Source organism: Bacillus cereus group sp. Bce041 (assembly GCF_052646455.1).
Genome location: NZ_JBQXON010000001.1, coordinates 643,874 through 663,742 on the forward strand (window position 1 = coordinate 643,874; position 19,869 = coordinate 663,742).

Below are 19,869 nucleotides of genomic sequence, written 5' to 3' on the forward strand. Positions count from 1 at the left end.
AAATTCGCTTTATGTAAAAGAAACCTCTAACCGCTAATCGGCAGAGGCTTCTCGTTTATCCTAAATAATCCAATTTCTTACCACTACGGTATACTTCATCAATTGTAGCACCGCCTAAGCACTCATCTCCATCATAGAAAACGACTGCTTGTCCTGGTGTAATTGCACGAATTGGCTCATCACAAAGAATACGAACTGTATTTTCATCAACGATTTGAACCGTTACTTTATTGTCTTCTTGACGATAACGGAATTTCGCCGTGCACTTAAATTCGGTTTCTTTTTCTTTGTTACTTACCCATCCTACATTCGTAGCAATAACTTCATCACCATATAGAAGTTCGTTATGGAATCCTTGATCAACATATAAAATGTTTTCTTTTAGATTTTTCCCAACAGCAAACCATGGATCACCATTACCACCAATTCCAAGGCCATGACGTTGTCCAATTGTATAATACATTAAACCGTCATGCTTCCCTTTCACTTCACCAGATAATGTTTGCATTACACCTGGTTGTGCCGGTAAGTAGTTACTTAAGAAATCCTTAAAGTTACGCTCACCAATGAAGCAAATACCTGTACTATCTTTTTTCGCCGCTGTCGCTAAGCCAGCTTCTTTCGCCATTTCACGAATTTGCGGTTTCTTTAATTCACCTAACGGGAACATTGTTTTTGATAATTGCTCTTGGCTTAATTGATTTAAGAAATATGTTTGATCTTTATTGTCATCAACGCCGCGAAGCATTTTATATTCGCCGTCCATATAAGCAACGCGTGCATAATGGCCTGTTGCCACATAATCCGCACCAAGCGCAATTGCATGCTCTAAAAATGCTTTAAATTTAATTTCTTTATTACACATTACATCTGGGTTTGGTGTACGACCAGCTCGATACTCATCTAAGAAGTACGTAAATACTTTATCCCAGTATTGTTTTTCAAAGTTTACTGCATAATACGGAATACCAATTTGGTTACACACTTCAATTACATCATTGTAATCTTCTGTTGCTGTGCAGACACCATTCTCATCTGTATCATCCCAGTTTTTCATAAAAATTCCGATTACATCATAACCTTGCTCTTTTAATAAAAGTGCTGCTACAGATGAATCGACGCCACCGGACATTCCGATGACAACGCGTGTTTCGTGAGGTAGTTTGTTCATCATGTCACCTCCCATGCTAATTTTGTGTTAATCGCTTCACGATTTTCACTGTTTCGTACGCCGCTTTTTCAATTTGCTCTTTCGTATTTCCAAGTCCAAAACTAAAGCGTACGGATGAACGTATTTGATCGGAGTCTTTTCCAAACATCGCTACTAATACATGTGATGGATCAATCGAACCAGCTGTACAAGCAGAACCGCTTGATACTGCAATGCCAGCAAGGTCTAAGTTCACAAGAAATGGTTCAATGTTCATTCCTGTAAAACTTACATTAAGTACATGCGGTAAGCGATGTTCTAAGTTTCCGTTTACCTCGAAAGTAATGCCTTCATTTTTGAAGACAGATACCATTATATCTTTAAACTCTTCATATTGGGCATTTTTTTGCTCACGAGTTTTTTCAGCTATAAGAATTGCATGCTGAAGCCCAGCAATACTAGGCACATTTTCCGTACCAGCACGGCGTTTTCTTTCTTGCTCTCCGCCTATTAATAACGGTTCAAATTTCACATTTGCACCAGCGTATAAGAACCCTACACCTTTTGGCCCATTAATTTTATGAGCTGAAATTGATAATAAATCAATTCCAAACTCTTTCACATTAATTTCTACTAAACCGTAAGCTTGTACCGCATCTGTATGGAAATAAGCTTGATGATCTTTTAGCAACTTTCCTATTTCCACAATTGGTTGCATTGTCCCTACTTCATTATTCCCAAACATAACAGATACAAGAATCGTCTCTTCTGTTAATGCCTTTTGTATGTCAGAAACTTGAATAAGCCCTGTTTCATCGACAGGTAAATATGTCACTTCAAACCCTTCACGCTCTAACAATTCGCACGTATGCAAAATCGCATGATGTTCAATTTGCGTCGTTATTATGTGGTTACCTTTATGACGGTTCGCACGTGCTACACCGATAAGCGCTAAATTATCAGCTTCTGTACCACCGCTCGTAAATATAATTTCATTCGGATTCGCATGAATGCTGCGTGCACACACTCGTCTCGCCTCATCTACTGCATGGCGCGTTTGACGTCCATAAAAGTGAATACTAGACGGGTTCCCGAATATTTCTGTCATATATGGAATCATCTTTTCGACCACTTCTGGGTGAGTCGGAGATGTCGCAGCATGATCTAAGTAAATGCGTTCCATTAAATCTCCTTCTTTCCAAATCGTTTCACAAGGAATTAAATGTAAAACATATAGCCCCCGTGATTTTCTTCCTCATAACGTACTAAATCTTCTAACGTTGTACTATCTAACACTTCTTGCACCGCATCACGAACACGCATCCATAACTGGCGCTGTGCTGGCTCTTCTTCTTCTATCATTTCTACAACACTAATCGGTCCCTCTAATACACGGATTACATCCCCAGCTGTAATGTTAGCCGGTTGATCAGATAATACATATCCGCCGTATGCCCCGCGCGTACTCTTTACAAGACGAGCGTTACGAAGTGGTGAAATTAATTGCTCTAAGTAATGCTCGGATAAGTCATGCGCCTGCGCAATTGATTTTAATGAAATCGGACCTTCACCAAACTTTTTTGCAAGATCAATCATAATTGTTAAGCCATAGCGGCCTTTTGTTGAAATCTTCATCTATTTTGCACCTCTTTTCAAATTTTCACTTCTATTGGTTATATCTTATTTATAAAAAGAACACAATTTAAAATCCTATGAAATTATAGCATAATATAGTATTATAAGAAATTTCAACTTGTGTATCAAAATGATAACATAAAATCACATTGAAAAACTCGGAAATTATTACAATTGAAAGAAAAATGAAAATATTAACCTTCATTTTTCCCATAAAACAGCATCCTATTTTAAATTCCGTAGAAAAAAATGATACGATAGAACGAGATTATATATTAAGGGAGACGGTCCAAATGAAACAACCACTCGCACATCGAATGCGCCCTACAAATATTCAAGAAATTATTGGGCAACAACATTTAGTTGGTGAAGGAAAGATTTTATGGCGAATGGTCCAAGCCAATCATTTTCAATCTATGATTTTATACGGTCCTCCAGGTACAGGAAAAACATCCATTGCCAGTGCAATTGCAGGAAGTACCGGTACCCCGTTTCGTCTATTGAACGCTGTTACTCACAATAAAAAAGATATGGAAGTTGTCGTACAAGAAGCGAAGATGCATCGACACCTCGTTTTAATTTTAGATGAAGTTCACCGTCTAGATAAAGCAAAGCAAGACTTTCTATTACCTCACTTAGAAAGCGGACTTCTTACTTTAATTGGTGCTACGACAAGTAATCCATTCCATGCAATAAACTCCGCTATTCGAAGCAGGTGTCAAATTTTCGAATTACACGCACTAACAGAAGAAGATATTTTAATTGGGTTAAAAAGAGCTTTAGAAGATAAAGAAAAAGGGCTTGGAGAATATGCAGTAACGGTAACAGATGAAGCACTACATCACTTTGCAAACGCCTCTGGTGGTGATATGCGTTCCGCTTATAACGCACTTGAGCTTGCTGTATTATCTAGCTTTACTACAGACGACCAAGCGGCTGAAATCACACTCGAGATTGCAGAAGAATGCTTACAAAAGAAGAGCTTCGTCCACGACAAAGGCGGCGATGCTCATTATGATGTATTATCAGCATTTCAAAAATCAGTGCGCGGAAGTGATGTAAATGCAGCACTCCATTATTTAGCACGCCTTATTGAAGCAGGTGATTTACAAAGCATTGGCAGACGCCTTCTTATTATGGCTTATGAAGATATTGGACTTGCTAGCCCACAAGCTGGACCACGTACACTAGCTGCAATTGAATCAGCTGAACGAGTTGGATTCCCAGAAGCACGCATCCCACTTGCAAATGCCGTTATCGAGCTATGCTTATCACCAAAATCAAATTCAGCTTATAAAGCACTTGATGCTGCATTACACGATTTACGCAACGGTCAAACAGGTGACATTCCAAGCCATTTAAAAGATAGTCATTACAAAGGCGCAGAATCACTTGGAAGAGGCATTGGATATTTATATCCGCACGACCATCCAAACGGCTGGGTAAGGCAACAATACTTACCTGATAAAATAAAAAGCAAGCAATATTATAAACCGAAAACGACAGGAAAATTTGAGCAAGCACTTTCTACTGTTTATGAAAGATTACAAACTTCGAATAAAACGAAAAATAAAGGGTAACATAAACGAAAACGTCACCATTATGGAGGCTTCGCTTATGAAAACACGTCAAGATGCATGGACAAAAGAAGATGATCTCCTTTTAGCAGAAACTGTTTTACGACATATTCGCAGTGGAAGTACACAAATAAAAGCATTTGATGAAGTTGGCGATGCGTTGAACCGGACTTCAGCAGCTTGCGGCTTTAGATGGAATGCTGAAGTAAGACCGAATTACGAAGATGCGGTGCAGCTTGCAAAAAAACAACGTAAAGAATTAAAACGTTCTGAAGCTAATATAGAAAAAAATCGGTTCAAGAAAACGAAACAACTCGTAATTGACGCCGATTTTTCAGAAGATATTACGCCAAGTAAACAAGATCTTACAATGCAAAATGTCATTTCATTTTTACAAAATTTAGAACATAACAATCCTTCACTTGCAAAGTTGCAAACTGAAAATGATGTATTACAAGCTCAACTCACCTCTCTGCAAAAAACGAATCATGAACTTGAAACGAAATTAGCGGTACTCACAAAAAAACAACAAGCAATCGAAGAAGATTACGCGATGCTTGTTCGAATTATGGATCGTGCTCGAAAACTTGTTTCAGTCGAAGAGCAAGAAGAGCAAATTGCCCCGATTTTCAAAACCGATCAAAATGGGAATTTAGATATTATTTATTCTGCAGAGAATTAAAAACAGGGATGTCACTTTTTTAACTGAGTGACATCCCTGTTTGTTTTCGGTGAATCATATATAGATATCGGTAAATGAAATTATATTAACGGTTTTTCGAATATATCTATCATAACTTGCAATATATCAACGATTTTTCAAATATATCTATCACAACTTACAATATATCAACGATTCAATAAAGGATATCGATTTAACGACAAAGATTGACAATAACATTCCTCCTTGTCATACAAGGAAACTCCTAAAACAGATTGGATATTTTTTACTAAAATGTTATTATAAACATATACCTTTAAAGGGAGATGGTTGCTATTTCATTAATAATCTTCAAAATAACTCTTGGCCTTCTCGTCCTAACTTTAGCTCTTTTCACCATTAACAGTCTAAAAAAGACATCCGCCTATAAATCAGATAAATATGATTATTGCTTACTAACCTTACTTACATTTGAACTAGTAGTGATGCAAATATTCATATTTCTTTAATACATATAAAAAAGCATATATCCAAAATGGATATATGCTTTTCTTTTATTCTTGCCCTACACGTTTCACTTCTACGTTTTTAATGCGTTCACGTACAACGTGACTTGCCATAATTAAGCCTGCCACAGATGGTACGAATGCATTTGATGAAGGCGGTAATTTCGCCTTACGAATTTTTGCATTCTCGTCTGGTACAATTTCTTTACGTACTTCTTCACGAATTACGATTGGGTTTTCGTCAGAGAAGACAACTTTTACACCTTTTTTAATACCCTCTTTACGAAGCTTCGTACGAATGACTTTCGCAATTGGATCTGTATGTGTTTTAGAGATGTCCGCAATACGGAAACGAGTTGGGTCCATTTTATTCGCTGCACCCATACTTGAGATAATTTTAATTTTACGACGTAAACATTGTTTAATTAAATGAATTTTGAACGTAATCGTATCAGATGCATCCACTACAAAGTCTAAACCGTACTTAAAGAACTCTTCATATGTTTCATCTGTATAAAACATTTCTAGTCCAATTACTTCACACTCTGGGTTAATGTCCGCGATACGCTCTTTCATTAATTCTACTTTTGAACGTCCTACAGTAGATACTAAAGCGTGAATTTGACGGTTTACGTTTGTAATATCTACAACGTCTTTATCAACTAATACGAGACGTCCTACGCCAGAACGTGCTAACGCTTCAGCTGCAAAAGAACCTACACCGCCAATTCCTAAAATACCGACTGTACTATTTTTTAATATTTCAAGTCCTTCTTTACCGAAGGCTAATTCATTACGTGAAAATTGATGTAACATTCAGCTCTACACTCCTATTACAAAAATGGTCTACCATGTATTCTAGCGTTTTTCCGACTATTTGTATAGAAAAAGTTATAGAATTCCTAAAAATACATATTTCGAGAATGAAAACATAGACCAGAATTTTATTTCTTCCTAAATACACGTTTAAAAAAGAGGATTTAGAGAACCGAGCAGATCGAGGCGCTGAAGCCAGGAGGAGCGCAGTGTAGAAACACTACTCGAGCACCGGACTGGCGAAGCAACGATGGGATGCGACAGTTATCTGAACCAGACTTTTTAAACTTCCTTTCAATACACGTTTAAAAAGGAGGATTTAGAGAACCGAGCAGATCGAGGCGCTGAAGCCAGGAGGAGCGCAGTGTAGAAACACTACTCGAGCACCGGACTGGCGAAGCAACGATGAGATGCGACAGTTATCTAAACCGAACTTTTTAAACAACCTCTCAAAAAAAGTCTAGACGGTTATAGTATAACCATCTAGACCCTATTCTTACTTCTCTTCTTTCAAGCTTAATTTTAAGTTCAGTTCTTCAAGCTGCGCTTCTGCAACTGGGCTTGGAGCTTCTGTTAATAAGCAGCTTGCGCTTGCTGTTTTCGGGAATGCAATTGTATCACGAAGGTTCGTACGGCCTGCAAGTAACATAACAAGACGATCTAAACCTAATGCGATTCCGCCGTGTGGTGGTGTACCGTATTCGAATGCTTCTAATAAGAATCCGAATTGCTCTTGCGCTTCTTCTTGTGAGAATCCAAGTGCTTTGAACATTTTTTCTTGTACGTCACGCTCGTAAATACGAAGTGATCCACCACCAAGCTCATAACCGTTTAATACAAGGTCATATGCTTGTGCACGTGCTTTTTCTGGTGCTGTTTCTAGTAACTCAACGTCTTCACGGAATGGCATTGTGAATGGGTGGTGAGCTGCGAAGTAACGATCTGCATCTTCATCGTACTCAAGTAGTGGCCAATCAGTTACCCATAGGAAGTTAAATTTACTTTCATCAATTAACTCAAGCTCTTTACCTAGACGTAAACGAAGTGCGCCTAAGCTATCTGCAACAACGCTCTTCTTATCTGCTACGAATAGTAATAAGTCGCCAGCAGTAGCTTCTAATGTGCTCATTAACACATTTGCATCTTCTTCACCGAAGAATTTCGCAATCGGTCCTTTTAGGCCGTCTTCTTCAACTTTAAGCCAAGCTAGACCTTTTGCACCGTATACTTTCACGAATTCAGTTAATGCATCGATGTCTTTACGAGAATATTTACTTGCAGCACCTTTTGCATTAATTGCTTTTACTTGTCCGCCGCTTTCTACAGCACTTGTAAACACTTTAAAGCCACAATCTGCTGCAAACTCAGATAAGTCTGTTAGTTCCATTTCAAAGCGTGTATCTGGCTTATCAGAACCGTAGCGAGCCATTGCATCAGCATATTTCATACGAGGGAATGGTGCACTCACTTCTACACCTTTTGCATCCTTCATAACTTTCGTCATCATACGCTCCATCATATCTAAAATTTCATCTTGTGTTAAGAATGAAGCTTCGATATCGATTTGCGTGAATTCTGGTTGACGATCCGCACGTAAATCTTCATCACGGAAACAACGTGCTACTTGATAGTAACGCTCAAATCCGCCGACCATAAGAAGCTGTTTAAATAACTGTGGTGACTGTGGTAATGCATAGAATTCACCATCATGTACACGACTTGGCACTAAATAGTCACGAGCTCCTTCTGGCGTGCTTTTCGTTAAAATTGGTGTTTCTACTTCTAAGAACTCTTCTGTATCTAAGAAGTTACGAATTGTTTTTGTTACGTCGTGACGCATTTTGAATGTGTTGAACATTACAGGACGACGTAAGTCTAAATAACGATATTTTAAACGCACATCTTCTGATGCATCTGTATCATCAGCAATGATAATTGGCGTTGTTTTCGCTGCATTTAGTACATTTACTTTTGTTGCTTGTACTTCAATACGACCAGTTGCCATATTGTCATTAATTGCGCCTTCACCACGTTCAACAACTGTACCTTCTACGTGTAATACGTATTCGCTACGAATTGTTTCTGCTACTTCTAACGCTTCTTTTGATGTTTCTGGGTTAAATACAACTTGTACGATACCTGTACGGTCACGTAAATCGATAAAGACTAATCCACCTAAGTCACGGCGTTTTTGTACCCAACCTTTTAATTGAACTGTTTGTCCAACAGCTTCTACTGTTACTTTTCCACATGCATGTGTTCTTTCAGCCACTGTAAGTTCCCCCTATATTAATTTCTCTGCTACGTATGAAGCAAATACATCTAACGCTACTTCTTCTTGTTCACCTGTTGCCATATCTTTTAAGTTAATGATGCCTTTATCTAGCTCATCTTCTCCTAATACAGCTACAAATTTCGCCTTTAGACGATCTGCTGATTTAAATTGTGCTTTCATTTTGCGATCTAAATAATCTTTTTCAACTGACAATCCAGCTTTACGAAGATCGAACGCAACTTTTGCAGCATGGTCTTTCGCTTTTTCGCCAAGCGCTACAACGTAACAATCAATGCTATGTTCAAGTGGTAATTCAATGTTTTCAGCTTTTAGCGCCATAATTAAACGTTCAATACTCATTGCAAAACCGATACCTGGCATTTCTGGTCCACCGATTTCTTGTACAAGTCCGTTATAACGGCCACCACCGCTTAATGTAGTGATCGCACCGAAACCTTCTGCCTCACTCATAATTTCAAAAACAGTGTGTTGATAGTAGTCTAAACCACGCACTAAGTTCGGATCTTTTTCAAATGGAACATCCATCATCGTTAATAGTTCTTGAACTTTGTCATAGTATACTGCTGAATCTTCGTTTAAGTATTCTGTAATAGATGGTGCTGTTCCCATTAATTCATGGTTACGGTCTTTCTTACAGTCTAAAATTCGAAGTGGGTTCTTTTCTAAGCGAGATTGACAGTCAGAACAGAATTCGCCGATACGTGGCTCAAAGTGTGCGATTAATGCATCACGGTGTGCTTGACGGCTCGCTGCGTCACCTAAACTGTTTAATACAACTTTAATATTTTTTAAGCCCATGCCGCGGTAAAATTCAACAGCAAGTGCAATTACTTCTGCATCAATTGCAGGGTCATTACTGCCGATTGCTTCGATACCGAATTGTACGAATTGACGATAGCGACCTGCTTGTGGTCTTTCATAACGGAACATTTGACCGATATAGTATAATTTCGTTGGTTGTGTCGCATCACCAAACATTTTATTTTCAACGTAAGAACGTACAACAGGTGCAGTACCTTCTGGACGTAATGTTAAGCTACGCTCTCCACGATCTTGGAATGAGTACATTTCTTTTTGTACGATATCTGTCGTATCACCAACACCGCGTAAAAATAGCTCAGTGTGTTCAAAAATCGGTGTACGAATTTCTTTATAATTGTAACGACGGCAAATTTCGCGTGCTTGCCCTTCGATATACTGCCATAACTCAACAGTGCCTGGAAGAATATCTTGCGTTCCGCGTGGGATTTGAATAGACATATTCAGTTCCTCCTCAAATTGTTTTAATCTTAATAAAAATAAAAAAACTCCCGCCTCTACTGTTTAAACAGTAGGGACGAGAGTATTATACCCGTGGTGCCACCCTAATTGAAGCACGTATGCTTCCACTTTTTTAATAACGCTTAAATATGCGTTCATCCCTACTAAGCATATATGCCGTTCAAGTTGAAACCTCTAGAGTGTCATTCAATCAGTCATCATGCAGAAATGTTTTCAGCCTAAGACATTCCTTCTCTTTCCATGTGTGTCTCATTTACTCTTCTCTATCAACGGTTATATTCATATGTAAATATAAAATTACTATACGTTTGTTAAGTAGGATTGTCAAGTGCTCTAAGAACGTTCAATCTGCTTCTTTAAACGCTTTACATCTTGAAGAGAAATCCCAAACTCCGAAGCAAGCTCCATTGAAGTATTGTTTTGCTCTTTTGAAATAAAATCATGAAAATTCACGTTAAACAGTTGATTTGCACCATTTGTAACAGAATGCCCTTTTTCATTCATACGCATACGTATATCCCTCACATTCAATATGGATGTTTTACTTTTTATTGTTCCATATTGATGAGAGAGTTATACATAACCGAAACTGCTATTGATTCCAAATAAATGAACAAAACATACAACAATGTATAAAAAAGAGAGGATTATATAACCCTCTCTTTTTTATGAACACTATTTACTTTCTACAATTAAGGTCACCGGACCATCATTGATTAAAGAAACGTCCATCATTGCTCCAAACTTCCCTGTTTCCACATGTAATCCTTGTTTACGAACTTCTTCATTAAAGAAATCGTATAAACGCTCTGCATAATCAGGTTTCGCAGCATCCATAAAGTTTGGACGTCTGCCCTTGCGGCAATCTCCGTATAATGTGAATTGCGAAATAGATAGAACTTGTCCTTCTACATCAAGTACAGAATGATTCATCTTTCCGCTCTCATCTTCAAAAATACGTAAGTTTGCAATTTTTTCCGCAATGTAAGTTGCATCTTTTTCTGTATCTTCGTGCGTAATGCCAACTAGTAATGTTAAACCGAACGGAATTTGTCCTACGATCTCACCGTCTACTGTGACAGACGCTTTCTTTGATCGTTGTAAAACAACTCTCATCTTTCTACACTCCCTATTAATGCATCATGCGTCGTACTGCATAAATTTCTGGAACGCGTTTAATGCGTTCTACTACTTTTTTCAAGTGTTGTAAGTTACGAATCGAGATTGACATATTAATTGTTGCCATCTTATTACGGTCACTTCTACCAGAAACAGCTGAAATGTATGTTTTCGTCTCTGTAACAGCTTGCAGTACTTCATTTAATAAACCGCGGCGATCGTAACCTGAAATTTCAATATCAACGTTATACTCAATTTCTTTTTCAGGGCTACCTTCCCACTCTACCTCTAATAATCGTTCTACAGCTTCTTCTGTATGAACATTTACACAATCACGGCGGTGAATTGATACACCTCGGCCTTTCGTAATATACCCAACGATATCATCGCCCGGAACTGGGTTACAGCATTTCGATAAACGGATTAATAAATTATCAGCACCGCTTACCTTTACACCAGAATCCCATTTTCGAATTTTCATCGGTTTACGGACTTCTTTAACTTCAACAATTTCTTCTTCTTCGCGTTGTTTGCGGAACTTGTCCGTTAGTCGCGTAACAATTTGCGAAGCTGTAATTCCGCTATATCCAACTGCTGCAAACATATCTTCTTCATTTGCAAAGTTAAATTTCTCAGCGACGCGTTTTAAGTTATCCGGCGCCAATACTTCTTTCATCTCATACTCTAGACCACGTACTTCCTTTTCAACAAGTTCACGGCCTTTTTCAATATTTTCGTCTCTACGTTGTTTCTTAAAGAATTGACGAATTTTATTTTTCGCATGAGATGTTTGAGCAAGTTTTACCCAATCCTGGCTTGGGCCATATGAATGTTTCGACGTTAAAATTTCAATGATGTCGCCTGTTTTTAATTTATAATCCAGCGTCACCATTTTCCCGTTTACTTTTGCACCAATTGTTTTATTCCCAATTTCCGAATGGACACGATACGCGAAATCAATCGGAACAGATCCAAGTGGTAATTCCATTACATCGCCTTTCGGTGTAAAGACGAATACCATGTCAGAGAATAAATCAATTTTTAATGACTCCATAAATTCTTCTGCATTAGAAGCTTCATTTTGCCATTCTAATATTTGACGGAACCATGTGAGTTTCTTCTCTAATGTACCTGTTGTTTCTGCTGTTTTTCCTTCTTTGTATGCCCAGTGTGCCGCGATCCCGAATTCTGCAATTTCGTGCATTTCTTTCGTACGAATTTGCACTTCAAGTGGATCACCTTTCGGTCCAATTACAGTCGTATGAAGAGATTGATATAGATTTGCTTTTGGCATTGCAATATAATCTTTAAAACGACCTGGCATCGGCTTCCAGCACGTATGAATAATTCCAAGCACAGCATAACAATCTTTAATACTATTTACAACGACACGTACAGCTAATAAATCGTAAATTTCATTGAACTGCTTATTTTGCAGTGCCATTTTACGATAAATACTGTAAATATGTTTCGGTCTTCCAGAAATCTCAGGTTGAATTGCAACTTCTTTTAATTTCTCACGAATACCAGTCATTACTTCGTCTAAATATTCTTCACGTTCTGCACGTTTACGCTTCATTAAATTTACAATACGATAATATTGTTGTGGATTTAAATAGCGAAGTGACGTATCCTCTAGCTCCCATTTAATAGTACTAATTCCGAGTCTATGTGCCAAAGGTGCAAAGATTTCTAACGTTTCATTCGCTATGCGACGCTGCTTCTCTTGAGGCAAATGTTTCAATGTACGCATGTTATGAAGACGATCAGCTAGTTTAATTAAAATAACTCGAATATCTTGAGCCATTGCAATAAACATTTTGCGATGGTTTTCTGCTTGTTGTTGTTCGTGAGATTTATATTTGATCTTCCCAAGCTTTGTAACGCCATCAACAAGCATAGCAATTTCTTTGTTAAATTCCCGTTCAATATCTTCTAACGTAATCTCTGTATCTTCCACTACATCATGTAAGAAACCTGCTGATACCGTAGCTGGATCCATGTGTAAATCAACTAAAATACCTGCAACTTGAATCGGATGAATAATATACGGTTCACCCGATTTTCTATATTGTTCGCTATGCGCATCACGTGCATATTCATAGGCACGTGCCACTAGCTCAATATCTTCATCCGCTAAATATTGACTTGCTTTCTCGAGTACCTGTTCAGCTGTTAGTACCTGCTCATTTGCCATCGAATCACCTTTTATTGAAAATTGACTTTATCTTTATTTAATAGAATAAATTATATTCTATCATTATAACCCAATGATTGTGAATTGTGAAAAGGAAAAGATTTTACTGACATTTCACCATAATTTTTTGTTCAATTATACAAAAGTACCCGCTCCTCTCCAAGAGATTCACGGGTACTTTTTATCACCGTAGTTTTACCTATATAGTGATTAGTATTTTTCTAATACTAATACATCGTAACCATCTAACATTTTACGACCATCTAAGTAAGTAAGTTCTACTAAGAATGCAATTCCTGCTACAACTCCGCCTAGCTCTTCAACTAACTTAATTGTCGCTTCGATTGTTCCACCTGTAGCTAATAGATCATCTGTAATTAATACGCGTTGACCTGGCTTAATTGCATCTTTATGGATTGTTAAAACGTCTTTACCATATTCTTTACCGTAGTCAACTGTAATTACTTCACGTGGTAATTTTCCTAATTTACGAACTGGCGCAAATCCTACTTCTAACGCATAAGAAACTGGGCAACCGATAATGAAACCACGAGCTTCTGGTCCTACTACAACATCGATATCTCTTTCTTTTGCGTACTCAACGATTGCGTCTGTTGCTGCTTTGTATGCTTTACCGTCATTCATTAAAGGTGTAATGTCTTTAAACACAATACCTTCTTTCGGATAATCCGGTACAATTGCGATATGTTGCTTGAAATCCATATTTCTGAATCCTCCTCAGATCTAAAAGGTTTGTAAATACAAATCCTTTACCCTAACTGTTCTACTTCTTTATGATTACGAATCGTTTCAAACCATGTATATAGTTGCTGATATGTGCTATAAACCAATTCTTTTTCTAATTGTAAGTGGTTCATTTTCTCACGATATGTGTTCGATTCAATTAAATCACGCTTTTGTTTTTTGTCTGCCATAAAAATGACGCCATCTTTTATTGTAACAAATTCTAACTCAAAAAACACCTGTGTCATGAAATTTACTGTATCTTTTGACCAACCTTTATGACGACATAGTTGTTCTCCATATTGTCTTAAAGAAAATGGTGTTTTTTGGCTTAAGAAAGAATAGTACCATTTAAAGTGTTCTCTCGTCGGAACTGTACTAAATAAGTGGTTATTCTCTTGATAAAATAGCGTATAAATTCGCGCTGGGAATCCTACCTTAAATAGCTCACGTAATTCATCTGTTCCTTTTGGTAAATCAAGTAACACGATATATTGATCATCTAAATGCGTTACTTCTGAAGCATGCATGAGCTTTTCTTTATAGCTCTCTAAAGAAAATTTATTCAATACCTCTTCAGAAAAATACACCATTGTTATTTTTTCTTTCGGAAGTTCTGCTAAATTTGCTTCTGCATTACGCATACTACGCCAATCAAATAATTGCCACGCCTCTACAGCAATATCTTGTACCATTAGTTGTGGCTTCTTAAAGTTATTCCATTCATTAATAGACGCTTCTCCTATTACAGATACTTTTGCAACTGGAGAGATTTCTTTCGCATATGCACCAAAGCCAAATCCAATTGTATCCAGTGTTGCTTGTCCATCACGAAGAGCCATTTTTAAATGAGAGCCATCTGATCCGATTGCGCGAATGCTTTCTAACTCTGCATCTTTTACTGCAATACGTGGTTTCGGATTTCCAACACCAAACGGGGCTAGTTTTTGCATATCTTCAATTGCCGCTAGCGTTACATCCTCTACTTTACAAAAAACATCAACTGCTGTAATTGGAATAAAATCTTCTTCTGTTAAAATTGCATCTGCTTGTTCATTTAAGCGGCGACGTAATTCATCTACATCATTCATATGTAGCGTCATTCCCGCTGCCATCGGATGCCCTCCGAAGTGTGGTAATAACTCTCTACAATCTGATAAATTTGCAAACAAATCAAATCCTGCAATACTACGTGCTGAGCCTTTTGCTGTTTCTTTTATAGGATCAATGCTTAATACAATCGTCGGACGATAAAAACGTTCAACTAATTTCGAAGCAACAATTCCAATTACCCCTGGGTTCCAGCCTTCTTTCGCAAGTACTAATACTTTATTTTCTTCTGGTGGGAAGTTATTTTCCACTTCAGCGATAGCCTCTTCTGTAATTTGCTTTACAATATCTTTTCGCAGTTTGTTCAGCTCATCAATTTCTTCAGCTAGCTCTTTCGCTTCCTCTGGATCATCTGATAATAAAAGGTGTACAGCCGGCGTAGCATCTTCTAAACGCCCAACCGCATTAATACGAGGTGCAATTGAGAAACCAATACTCTCTTCGGTAATTTCACTTTGCGAAACGTTAGCAACTTTAAACAATGCCTTCAAACCAATATTTCTCGTCATACGCATATGTTTTAAACCGCGTTTCACTAGCAACCTATTTTCACCATGAAGTGATACTAAATCGGCTACTGTACCGATTACTGCGATCTCTAATAAATGTTCTGGTACACGGCCTAATAGTGCATGCGCAACTTTAAACGCAACACCTACACCAGCTAAATAGTGAAACGGATATACACCGCCATCTAATTTCGGATGTATAATCGCAAGTGCTTCTGGCAATTCTGGCGGTGGCTCATGGTGATCTGTAATAATTAGATCTATTCCAAGCTCTTTCGCTACATTCGCTTCATGTACCGCTGCAATACCAGTATCGACAGTAATAATTAGCGAGAACCCTGCGCTATGCGCCCAACGAAATGCTTCTTCGTTCGGTCCATACCCTTCTGTAAAACGATTTGGAATGTAAAATTCTACTTCTGCACCTAATTCTTGAAGAGCAAGATATAAAACTGTCGTACTACTTACTCCGTCCGCATCGTAATCACCAAATATTAATATTTGCTCTCCATTTTGAATCGCCTTATTTACACGTTCTACCGTTCTATCCATTCCTTCTAATAAAAATGGATCATGAAATTCTTGATTTTCTGTATTTAAAAAATCTAAAATCTTATCTTCTGTATCGAGTCCTCTACCGAGGAATAACGAAACGACAAGTGGCGATAACTGTAATTTACTTGCTAATTCACTCACTCGCTCGTCATTATATTCTTTTTCTTTCCAACGCGTCTTCGGTTGTAACACGAAATCACCCCTTAACCTGTTCATTATACAAGACAGATTAAGGGGTGACAATATAATGCAAACTACGATGCAATATCTATATACTAAAATGTTAATGATGTTTAATTTGGAGAATACGGATTTATATGTACGAATACATTTTGTACATTATCTTGTTTCATAAGTATTTCTTTCACATGTTTTCCAATACGGTGTCCTTCTTCTACAGTAATGTATGGATCTACGGACACTTTAATATCGACAATAACATAATGACCATGCTCCCGTGCATATAAAGAACCAATTTTTTTCACACCATCTACTTGAAGAACTGCTTCTCTAAGCGGAATAACATCCTCCTCATGAAGAACATGGTCAAGCGTTGCATGAATTGCTTCCGCTCCAATGCTCCATGCCATTTTTACAACAAGAAGTGAAACAACTAATCCCGCAATTGGATCAGCGTATACAAGCCAGTCTATACCAAGCTTACCACCTATTATAGCTGCACAAATACCGATTAAAGCTGCAATTGAAGAAAATACATCCGAACGGTGCTCATATGCATTTGCAATAATTGCATCACTGTTTACTCTTTTCCCTAATCGGAATTTATATTGAAACATTCCTTCTTTCACGACGATTGAAAGAACAACAGCAAATATCGTAATTCCTTTCGGCGGTTCTAGTTCTTGCGAAAAAGCTTTTATAGACGAAATCGCGATTTCAAGTCCCACAATAAATAATAATACCGCAACAATAATCGCTGAAATCGATTCCGCTTTACCATGACCATACGGATGATCCTCATCAGGTGGCTGCTTTGCCGCTCGCAATCCAAAAAGTACAGCTAGCGAACCTATTACATCTGATGCAGAATGCACGGCATCCGCTAATAGCGCTTTACTGTTCCCAATATAACCAATTACCGCCTTTACAATCGCTAATATAATATTACCAACGATCCCGACAATAGCACCAAACTCGGCCTGTTTAAAACGTTCATCTTTTTCCATAATTAAAATCCCTTCTTTTCTTAACCTATCTTTTTATTTTAACAAAAACAGCGATAACACCACCACTTTCTTCCATCTTCTTTCTGTTAAAAAGTTGCTATCTTATTGTATCCACAAACGAAAAAAGAGATGCCTCATAAAGAGACATCATCTTTTCTATACTTGCGGTTCAGATTCTACTTTCTCAACCTTCTTCTTGTTTTTTCCCTTTTTCAAACGACGGTTTTCAAGCATTAACCAAATTTGAGAGGCAACGAAAACAGAAGAGTACGTACCTACAATTAATCCAACAAGTAGCGCAAACGAGAAGTTACGTAGTGACTCACTACCGAAGATAAGCAGTGCAATTACTGGGAATAACACTGTTAATACGGTGTTAATCGAGCGACCAAGCGTTTGGCGAATACTTGCATTTACGATTTCTTCTAGATCTTTTATATCGCGCACTCGTTTTTTCTGTTTGTATAATTCACGGTTTCTATCAAATGTAACAATCGAGTCATTAATAGAATAACCGATGATTGTTAGTACTGCAGCAATAAACGTTAAGTCTACCTCTAGTTGGAAAATACTAAACATAACAATCATAACGAATGCGTCATGTAATAATGCAAGTACTGCAGATAACGCATACGTAAATCGGAAACGAATACTTACGTATAAAATGATAACCGCAGAAGCAATCAGTACTGCGATAAATGCATTTCGTGCAATTTCTTTACCGATTGTCGGTGAAACTGTACTTACGTTTGGATCTGTACCATATTTATCGTGGAAGAATGTTTTTGTTTTCGCAATTTCATCTTTTGATAAAACACCTAATGTACGAACTGCGAAACCTTTATTGTCATCTCCAGTCGGTACAATATTTTCTTCCTTCACATCAATGTTCAATTCTTTAAAATCTTTATGAACATCAGACACAGTAACGGCTTGTTTTGATTGCAAGTCGATACGTGTACCACTCGCAAAGTCAATACCAAGATTCAATTTGAAAATTGGTAAGATAATTGCACCCGCAATTACAACTACAATCGAGAAGATAAGGAATTTATGACCGATATTTACGAAATTAATACGATCAAATCTTGTTGGCGGATGTACTACACCTTTTGTTAATGGAATAATATCCTTTTGTTTCACACCAAAATATCCTGGTTTTTTATCAAAGTAACGGCTCTTTACAAGTAGACCTAGTAAGAAACGAGTACCGAATACGTTCGTAATAAAACCAACTAAAATACTTACGATTAAACTTGTTGCAAATCCTTTTACAGAGCTATTACCATAAACGAATAACACACCAGCTGCTGCAAGAGTCGTAACGTTTGCATCTAGAATTGTTGCTAATGAACGATGGTTACCAGCACGGAATGCCGACATCATTGACTTACCAATTTTCAGCTCTTCTTTCAGTCTCTCGTACGTAATAATATTTGCATCAACTGCGATACCTACCCCGAGCACTAACGCTGCAATACCTGGCAACGTAAGAACTGCATGCATCCAGTTAAAGACAAGTAATGTAACGAAAATGTATAACCCTAACATAATAACCGCTACAAGTCCTGGTAAACGGTAGAATACAAGCATAAATAAGAAAATAAGAGCGATACCAATCGCACTAGCGAAAATCGTTTGCTCTAACGCTTGTTGACCAAATTTCGCTCCAACAGATGTTGAATACATTTCTTTTAAATCAACAGGAAGTGCACCTGCATTTAATAAAGATGAAAGTTGTTTCGCACTTTCAACTGTGAAGTTTCCACCTACGATAGATACTTCAGCTTGGTTAAATACTTGGTTTACTGTTGCTGCTGATAAGAATTTCGGATTCGGTTTTGCAGATTCTGCTTTATACGAATCTTTTCCTTCTTCAAAGTCAAGCCAAATTACCATTAAATTCGTTGGTGGTGGCATTTTAGAAATTTTTTCAGTTACTTCACGGAATTTTTCAGCGCTTTTTAGTGTAAGACCTACGCTCGCACGGCCTTGCTCATCAAATGTTTGCTTCGCTCCGCCGCCTTTTAAATCCGTTCCATCCATAAGAAGGTTATCATCCACATCACGGAATGTTAATTTCGCTTGTGTTGATAACATTTCACGTGCTTTTTGCTGATCTTGTACACCAGCAAGCTGTACACGAATTCGATCTTGCCCTTCGATTTGAATGTTCGGCTCACTTACACCGAGAACATTGACACGATTTTCAAGAGCACCTACTGTACTTACAAGTACATCTCGATCGATTTTATCACCTTTTTTGGCTGGTTTTACTTCATACAGAATTTCAAAACCACCGCGAAGGTCTAGTCCTAGACTAATTCCTTTTGCTATGTCTTTTCCTGCCGCACCAATTACTCCACCGATTAATAAGACGATGAGGAAAAAGGCGGCAATTCTCGTACCACGCTTTGCCATATGTACCCTCTTTCTGCTACTAACACTTTCAATAAATCTCTTACGATTCACTGCTATACGTGTGCATACGCCTAGTTAGTAGACTTCCTTTCTATAATTTTTGCT

Annotated in this window: 15 protein-coding genes and 1 other annotated feature; of the genes, 2 read left to right on the forward strand and 13 right to left on the reverse strand. The window is 37.7% G+C overall.

Annotated features, from left to right (window positions below; all coding sequences use genetic code 11):
- Positions 1 to 55 precede the first annotated feature (55 nt).
- The 3 genes from mnmA to cymR are packed head-to-tail and all read right to left on the reverse strand — an operon-like array spanning position 56 to position 2,785.
- On the reverse strand, positions 56 to 1,171 hold the full coding sequence (mnmA, locus tag ACUN13_RS03400; protein WP_001038010.1) for a tRNA 2-thiouridine(34) synthase MnmA: 1,116 nt from the start codon (positions 1,169 to 1,171) through the stop codon (positions 56 to 58).
- A 16-nt stretch (positions 1,172 to 1,187) separates the two neighbouring features.
- Positions 1,188 to 2,333 carry a cysteine desulfurase family protein gene (locus ACUN13_RS03405; protein ID WP_000439881.1) on the reverse strand — a complete coding sequence of 382 codons (1,146 nt, stop codon included), beginning with the start codon at positions 2,331 to 2,333 and terminating at the stop codon, positions 1,188 to 1,190.
- Between the two features lie 35 nt (positions 2,334 to 2,368).
- Positions 2,369 to 2,785 (reverse strand): cysteine metabolism transcriptional regulator CymR, encoded by a 417-nt coding sequence (gene cymR, locus ACUN13_RS03410; protein ID WP_000704116.1) that lies wholly within the window; start codon positions 2,783 to 2,785, stop codon positions 2,369 to 2,371.
- Positions 2,786 to 3,078: 293 nt separating this feature from the next.
- On the opposite strand from cymR, the gene ACUN13_RS03415 reads away from it, so the two are divergent.
- Positions 3,079 to 4,365, forward strand: a complete 1,287-nt coding sequence (locus ACUN13_RS03415) for a replication-associated recombination protein A (protein ID WP_000812943.1) — start codon at positions 3,079 to 3,081, stop codon at positions 4,363 to 4,365.
- A 37-nt stretch (positions 4,366 to 4,402) separates the two neighbouring features.
- Complete coding sequence (locus tag ACUN13_RS03420; protein ID WP_017657184.1) at positions 4,403 to 5,044, forward strand: RsfA family transcriptional regulator; 642 nt, start codon at positions 4,403 to 4,405, stop codon at positions 5,042 to 5,044.
- 533 nt (positions 5,045 to 5,577) lie between these two features.
- On the opposite strand, the gene ACUN13_RS03425 is transcribed toward ACUN13_RS03420, so the two are convergent.
- The 10 genes from ACUN13_RS03425 to secDF all read right to left on the reverse strand — a co-directional run bounded on the left by ACUN13_RS03425 (position 5,578) and on the right by secDF (position 19,764).
- Complete coding sequence (locus ACUN13_RS03425) at positions 5,578 to 6,345, reverse strand: tRNA threonylcarbamoyladenosine dehydratase (protein WP_000903179.1); 768 nt, start codon at positions 6,343 to 6,345, stop codon at positions 5,578 to 5,580.
- 496 nt (positions 6,346 to 6,841) lie between these two features.
- Positions 6,842 to 8,617, reverse strand: coding sequence for an aspartate--tRNA ligase (gene aspS, locus ACUN13_RS03430; RefSeq protein WP_445423662.1), 1,776 nt, complete (start codon positions 8,615 to 8,617; stop codon positions 6,842 to 6,844).
- Between the two features lie 12 nt (positions 8,618 to 8,629).
- Positions 8,630 to 9,901, reverse strand: coding sequence for a histidine--tRNA ligase (gene hisS / locus ACUN13_RS03435; protein WP_000027084.1), 1,272 nt, complete (start codon positions 9,899 to 9,901; stop codon positions 8,630 to 8,632).
- A 69-nt stretch (positions 9,902 to 9,970) separates the two neighbouring features.
- Positions 9,971 to 10,201: a binding site (T-box leader), on the reverse strand.
- 54 nt (positions 10,202 to 10,255) lie between these two features.
- Positions 10,256 to 10,432, reverse strand: coding sequence for a hypothetical protein (locus tag ACUN13_RS03440; RefSeq protein ID WP_001242605.1), 177 nt, complete (start codon positions 10,430 to 10,432; stop codon positions 10,256 to 10,258).
- A 165-nt stretch (positions 10,433 to 10,597) separates the two neighbouring features.
- Positions 10,598 to 11,038, reverse strand: a complete 441-nt coding sequence (locus tag ACUN13_RS03445; RefSeq protein WP_001266965.1) for a D-tyrosyl-tRNA(Tyr) deacylase — start codon at positions 11,036 to 11,038, stop codon at positions 10,598 to 10,600.
- A 16-nt stretch (positions 11,039 to 11,054) separates the two neighbouring features.
- Positions 11,055 to 13,238, reverse strand: a complete 2,184-nt coding sequence (relA, locus tag ACUN13_RS03450) for a GTP diphosphokinase (protein WP_001262795.1) — start codon at positions 13,236 to 13,238, stop codon at positions 11,055 to 11,057.
- 210 nt (positions 13,239 to 13,448) lie between these two features.
- Positions 13,449 to 13,961, reverse strand: a complete 513-nt coding sequence (locus ACUN13_RS03455) for an adenine phosphoribosyltransferase (protein WP_000346215.1) — start codon at positions 13,959 to 13,961, stop codon at positions 13,449 to 13,451.
- A 47-nt stretch (positions 13,962 to 14,008) separates the two neighbouring features.
- Positions 14,009 to 16,348, reverse strand: coding sequence for a single-stranded-DNA-specific exonuclease RecJ (gene recJ / locus ACUN13_RS03460; RefSeq protein ID WP_000941231.1), 2,340 nt, complete (start codon positions 16,346 to 16,348; stop codon positions 14,009 to 14,011).
- Between the two features lie 101 nt (positions 16,349 to 16,449).
- Entirely contained in the window at positions 16,450 to 17,343 is an 894-nt protein-coding gene (locus tag ACUN13_RS03465; RefSeq protein WP_000409743.1) for a cation diffusion facilitator family transporter, read from the reverse strand.
- A 156-nt stretch (positions 17,344 to 17,499) separates the two neighbouring features.
- Positions 17,500 to 19,764 carry a protein translocase subunit SecDF gene (gene secDF / locus ACUN13_RS03470; RefSeq protein WP_001119066.1) on the reverse strand — a complete coding sequence of 755 codons (2,265 nt, stop codon included), beginning with the start codon at positions 19,762 to 19,764 and terminating at the stop codon, positions 17,500 to 17,502.
- Between the last annotated feature and the right edge of the window lie 105 nt (positions 19,765 to 19,869).

Bases quoted from the DNA above. Each gene is read 5' to 3' on its own strand.
- ACUN13_RS03445 (WP_001266965.1), bottom strand. From the start codon at position 11,038: ATGAGAGTTGTTTTACAACGATCAAAGAAAGCGTCTGTCACAGTAGAC.
- secDF (WP_001119066.1), bottom strand. From the start codon at position 19,764: ATGGCAAAGCGTGGTACGAGAATTGCCGCCTTTTTCCTCATCGTCTTA.
- mnmA (WP_001038010.1), bottom strand. From the start codon at position 1,171: ATGAACAAACTACCTCACGAAACACGCGTTGTCATCGGAATGTCCGGT.
- ACUN13_RS03420 (WP_017657184.1), top strand. From the start codon at position 4,403: ATGAAAACACGTCAAGATGCATGGACAAAAGAAGATGATCTCCTTTTA.
- ACUN13_RS03440 (WP_001242605.1), bottom strand. From the start codon at position 10,432: ATGCGTATGAATGAAAAAGGGCATTCTGTTACAAATGGTGCAAATCAA.
- cymR (WP_000704116.1), bottom strand. From the start codon at position 2,785: ATGAAGATTTCAACAAAAGGCCGCTATGGCTTAACAATTATGATTGAT.
- ACUN13_RS03405 (WP_000439881.1), bottom strand. From the start codon at position 2,333: ATGGAACGCATTTACTTAGATCATGCTGCGACATCTCCGACTCACCCA.
- ACUN13_RS03465 (WP_000409743.1), bottom strand. From the start codon at position 17,343: ATGGAAAAAGATGAACGTTTTAAACAGGCCGAGTTTGGTGCTATTGTC.
- relA (WP_001262795.1), bottom strand. From the start codon at position 13,238: ATGGCAAATGAGCAGGTACTAACAGCTGAACAGGTACTCGAGAAAGCA.
- hisS (WP_000027084.1), bottom strand. From the start codon at position 9,901: ATGTCTATTCAAATCCCACGCGGAACGCAAGATATTCTTCCAGGCACT.
- ACUN13_RS03455 (WP_000346215.1), bottom strand. From the start codon at position 13,961: ATGGATTTCAAGCAACATATCGCAATTGTACCGGATTATCCGAAAGAA.
- ACUN13_RS03415 (WP_000812943.1), top strand. From the start codon at position 3,079: ATGAAACAACCACTCGCACATCGAATGCGCCCTACAAATATTCAAGAA.
- ACUN13_RS03425 (WP_000903179.1), bottom strand. From the start codon at position 6,345: ATGTTACATCAATTTTCACGTAATGAATTAGCCTTCGGTAAAGAAGGA.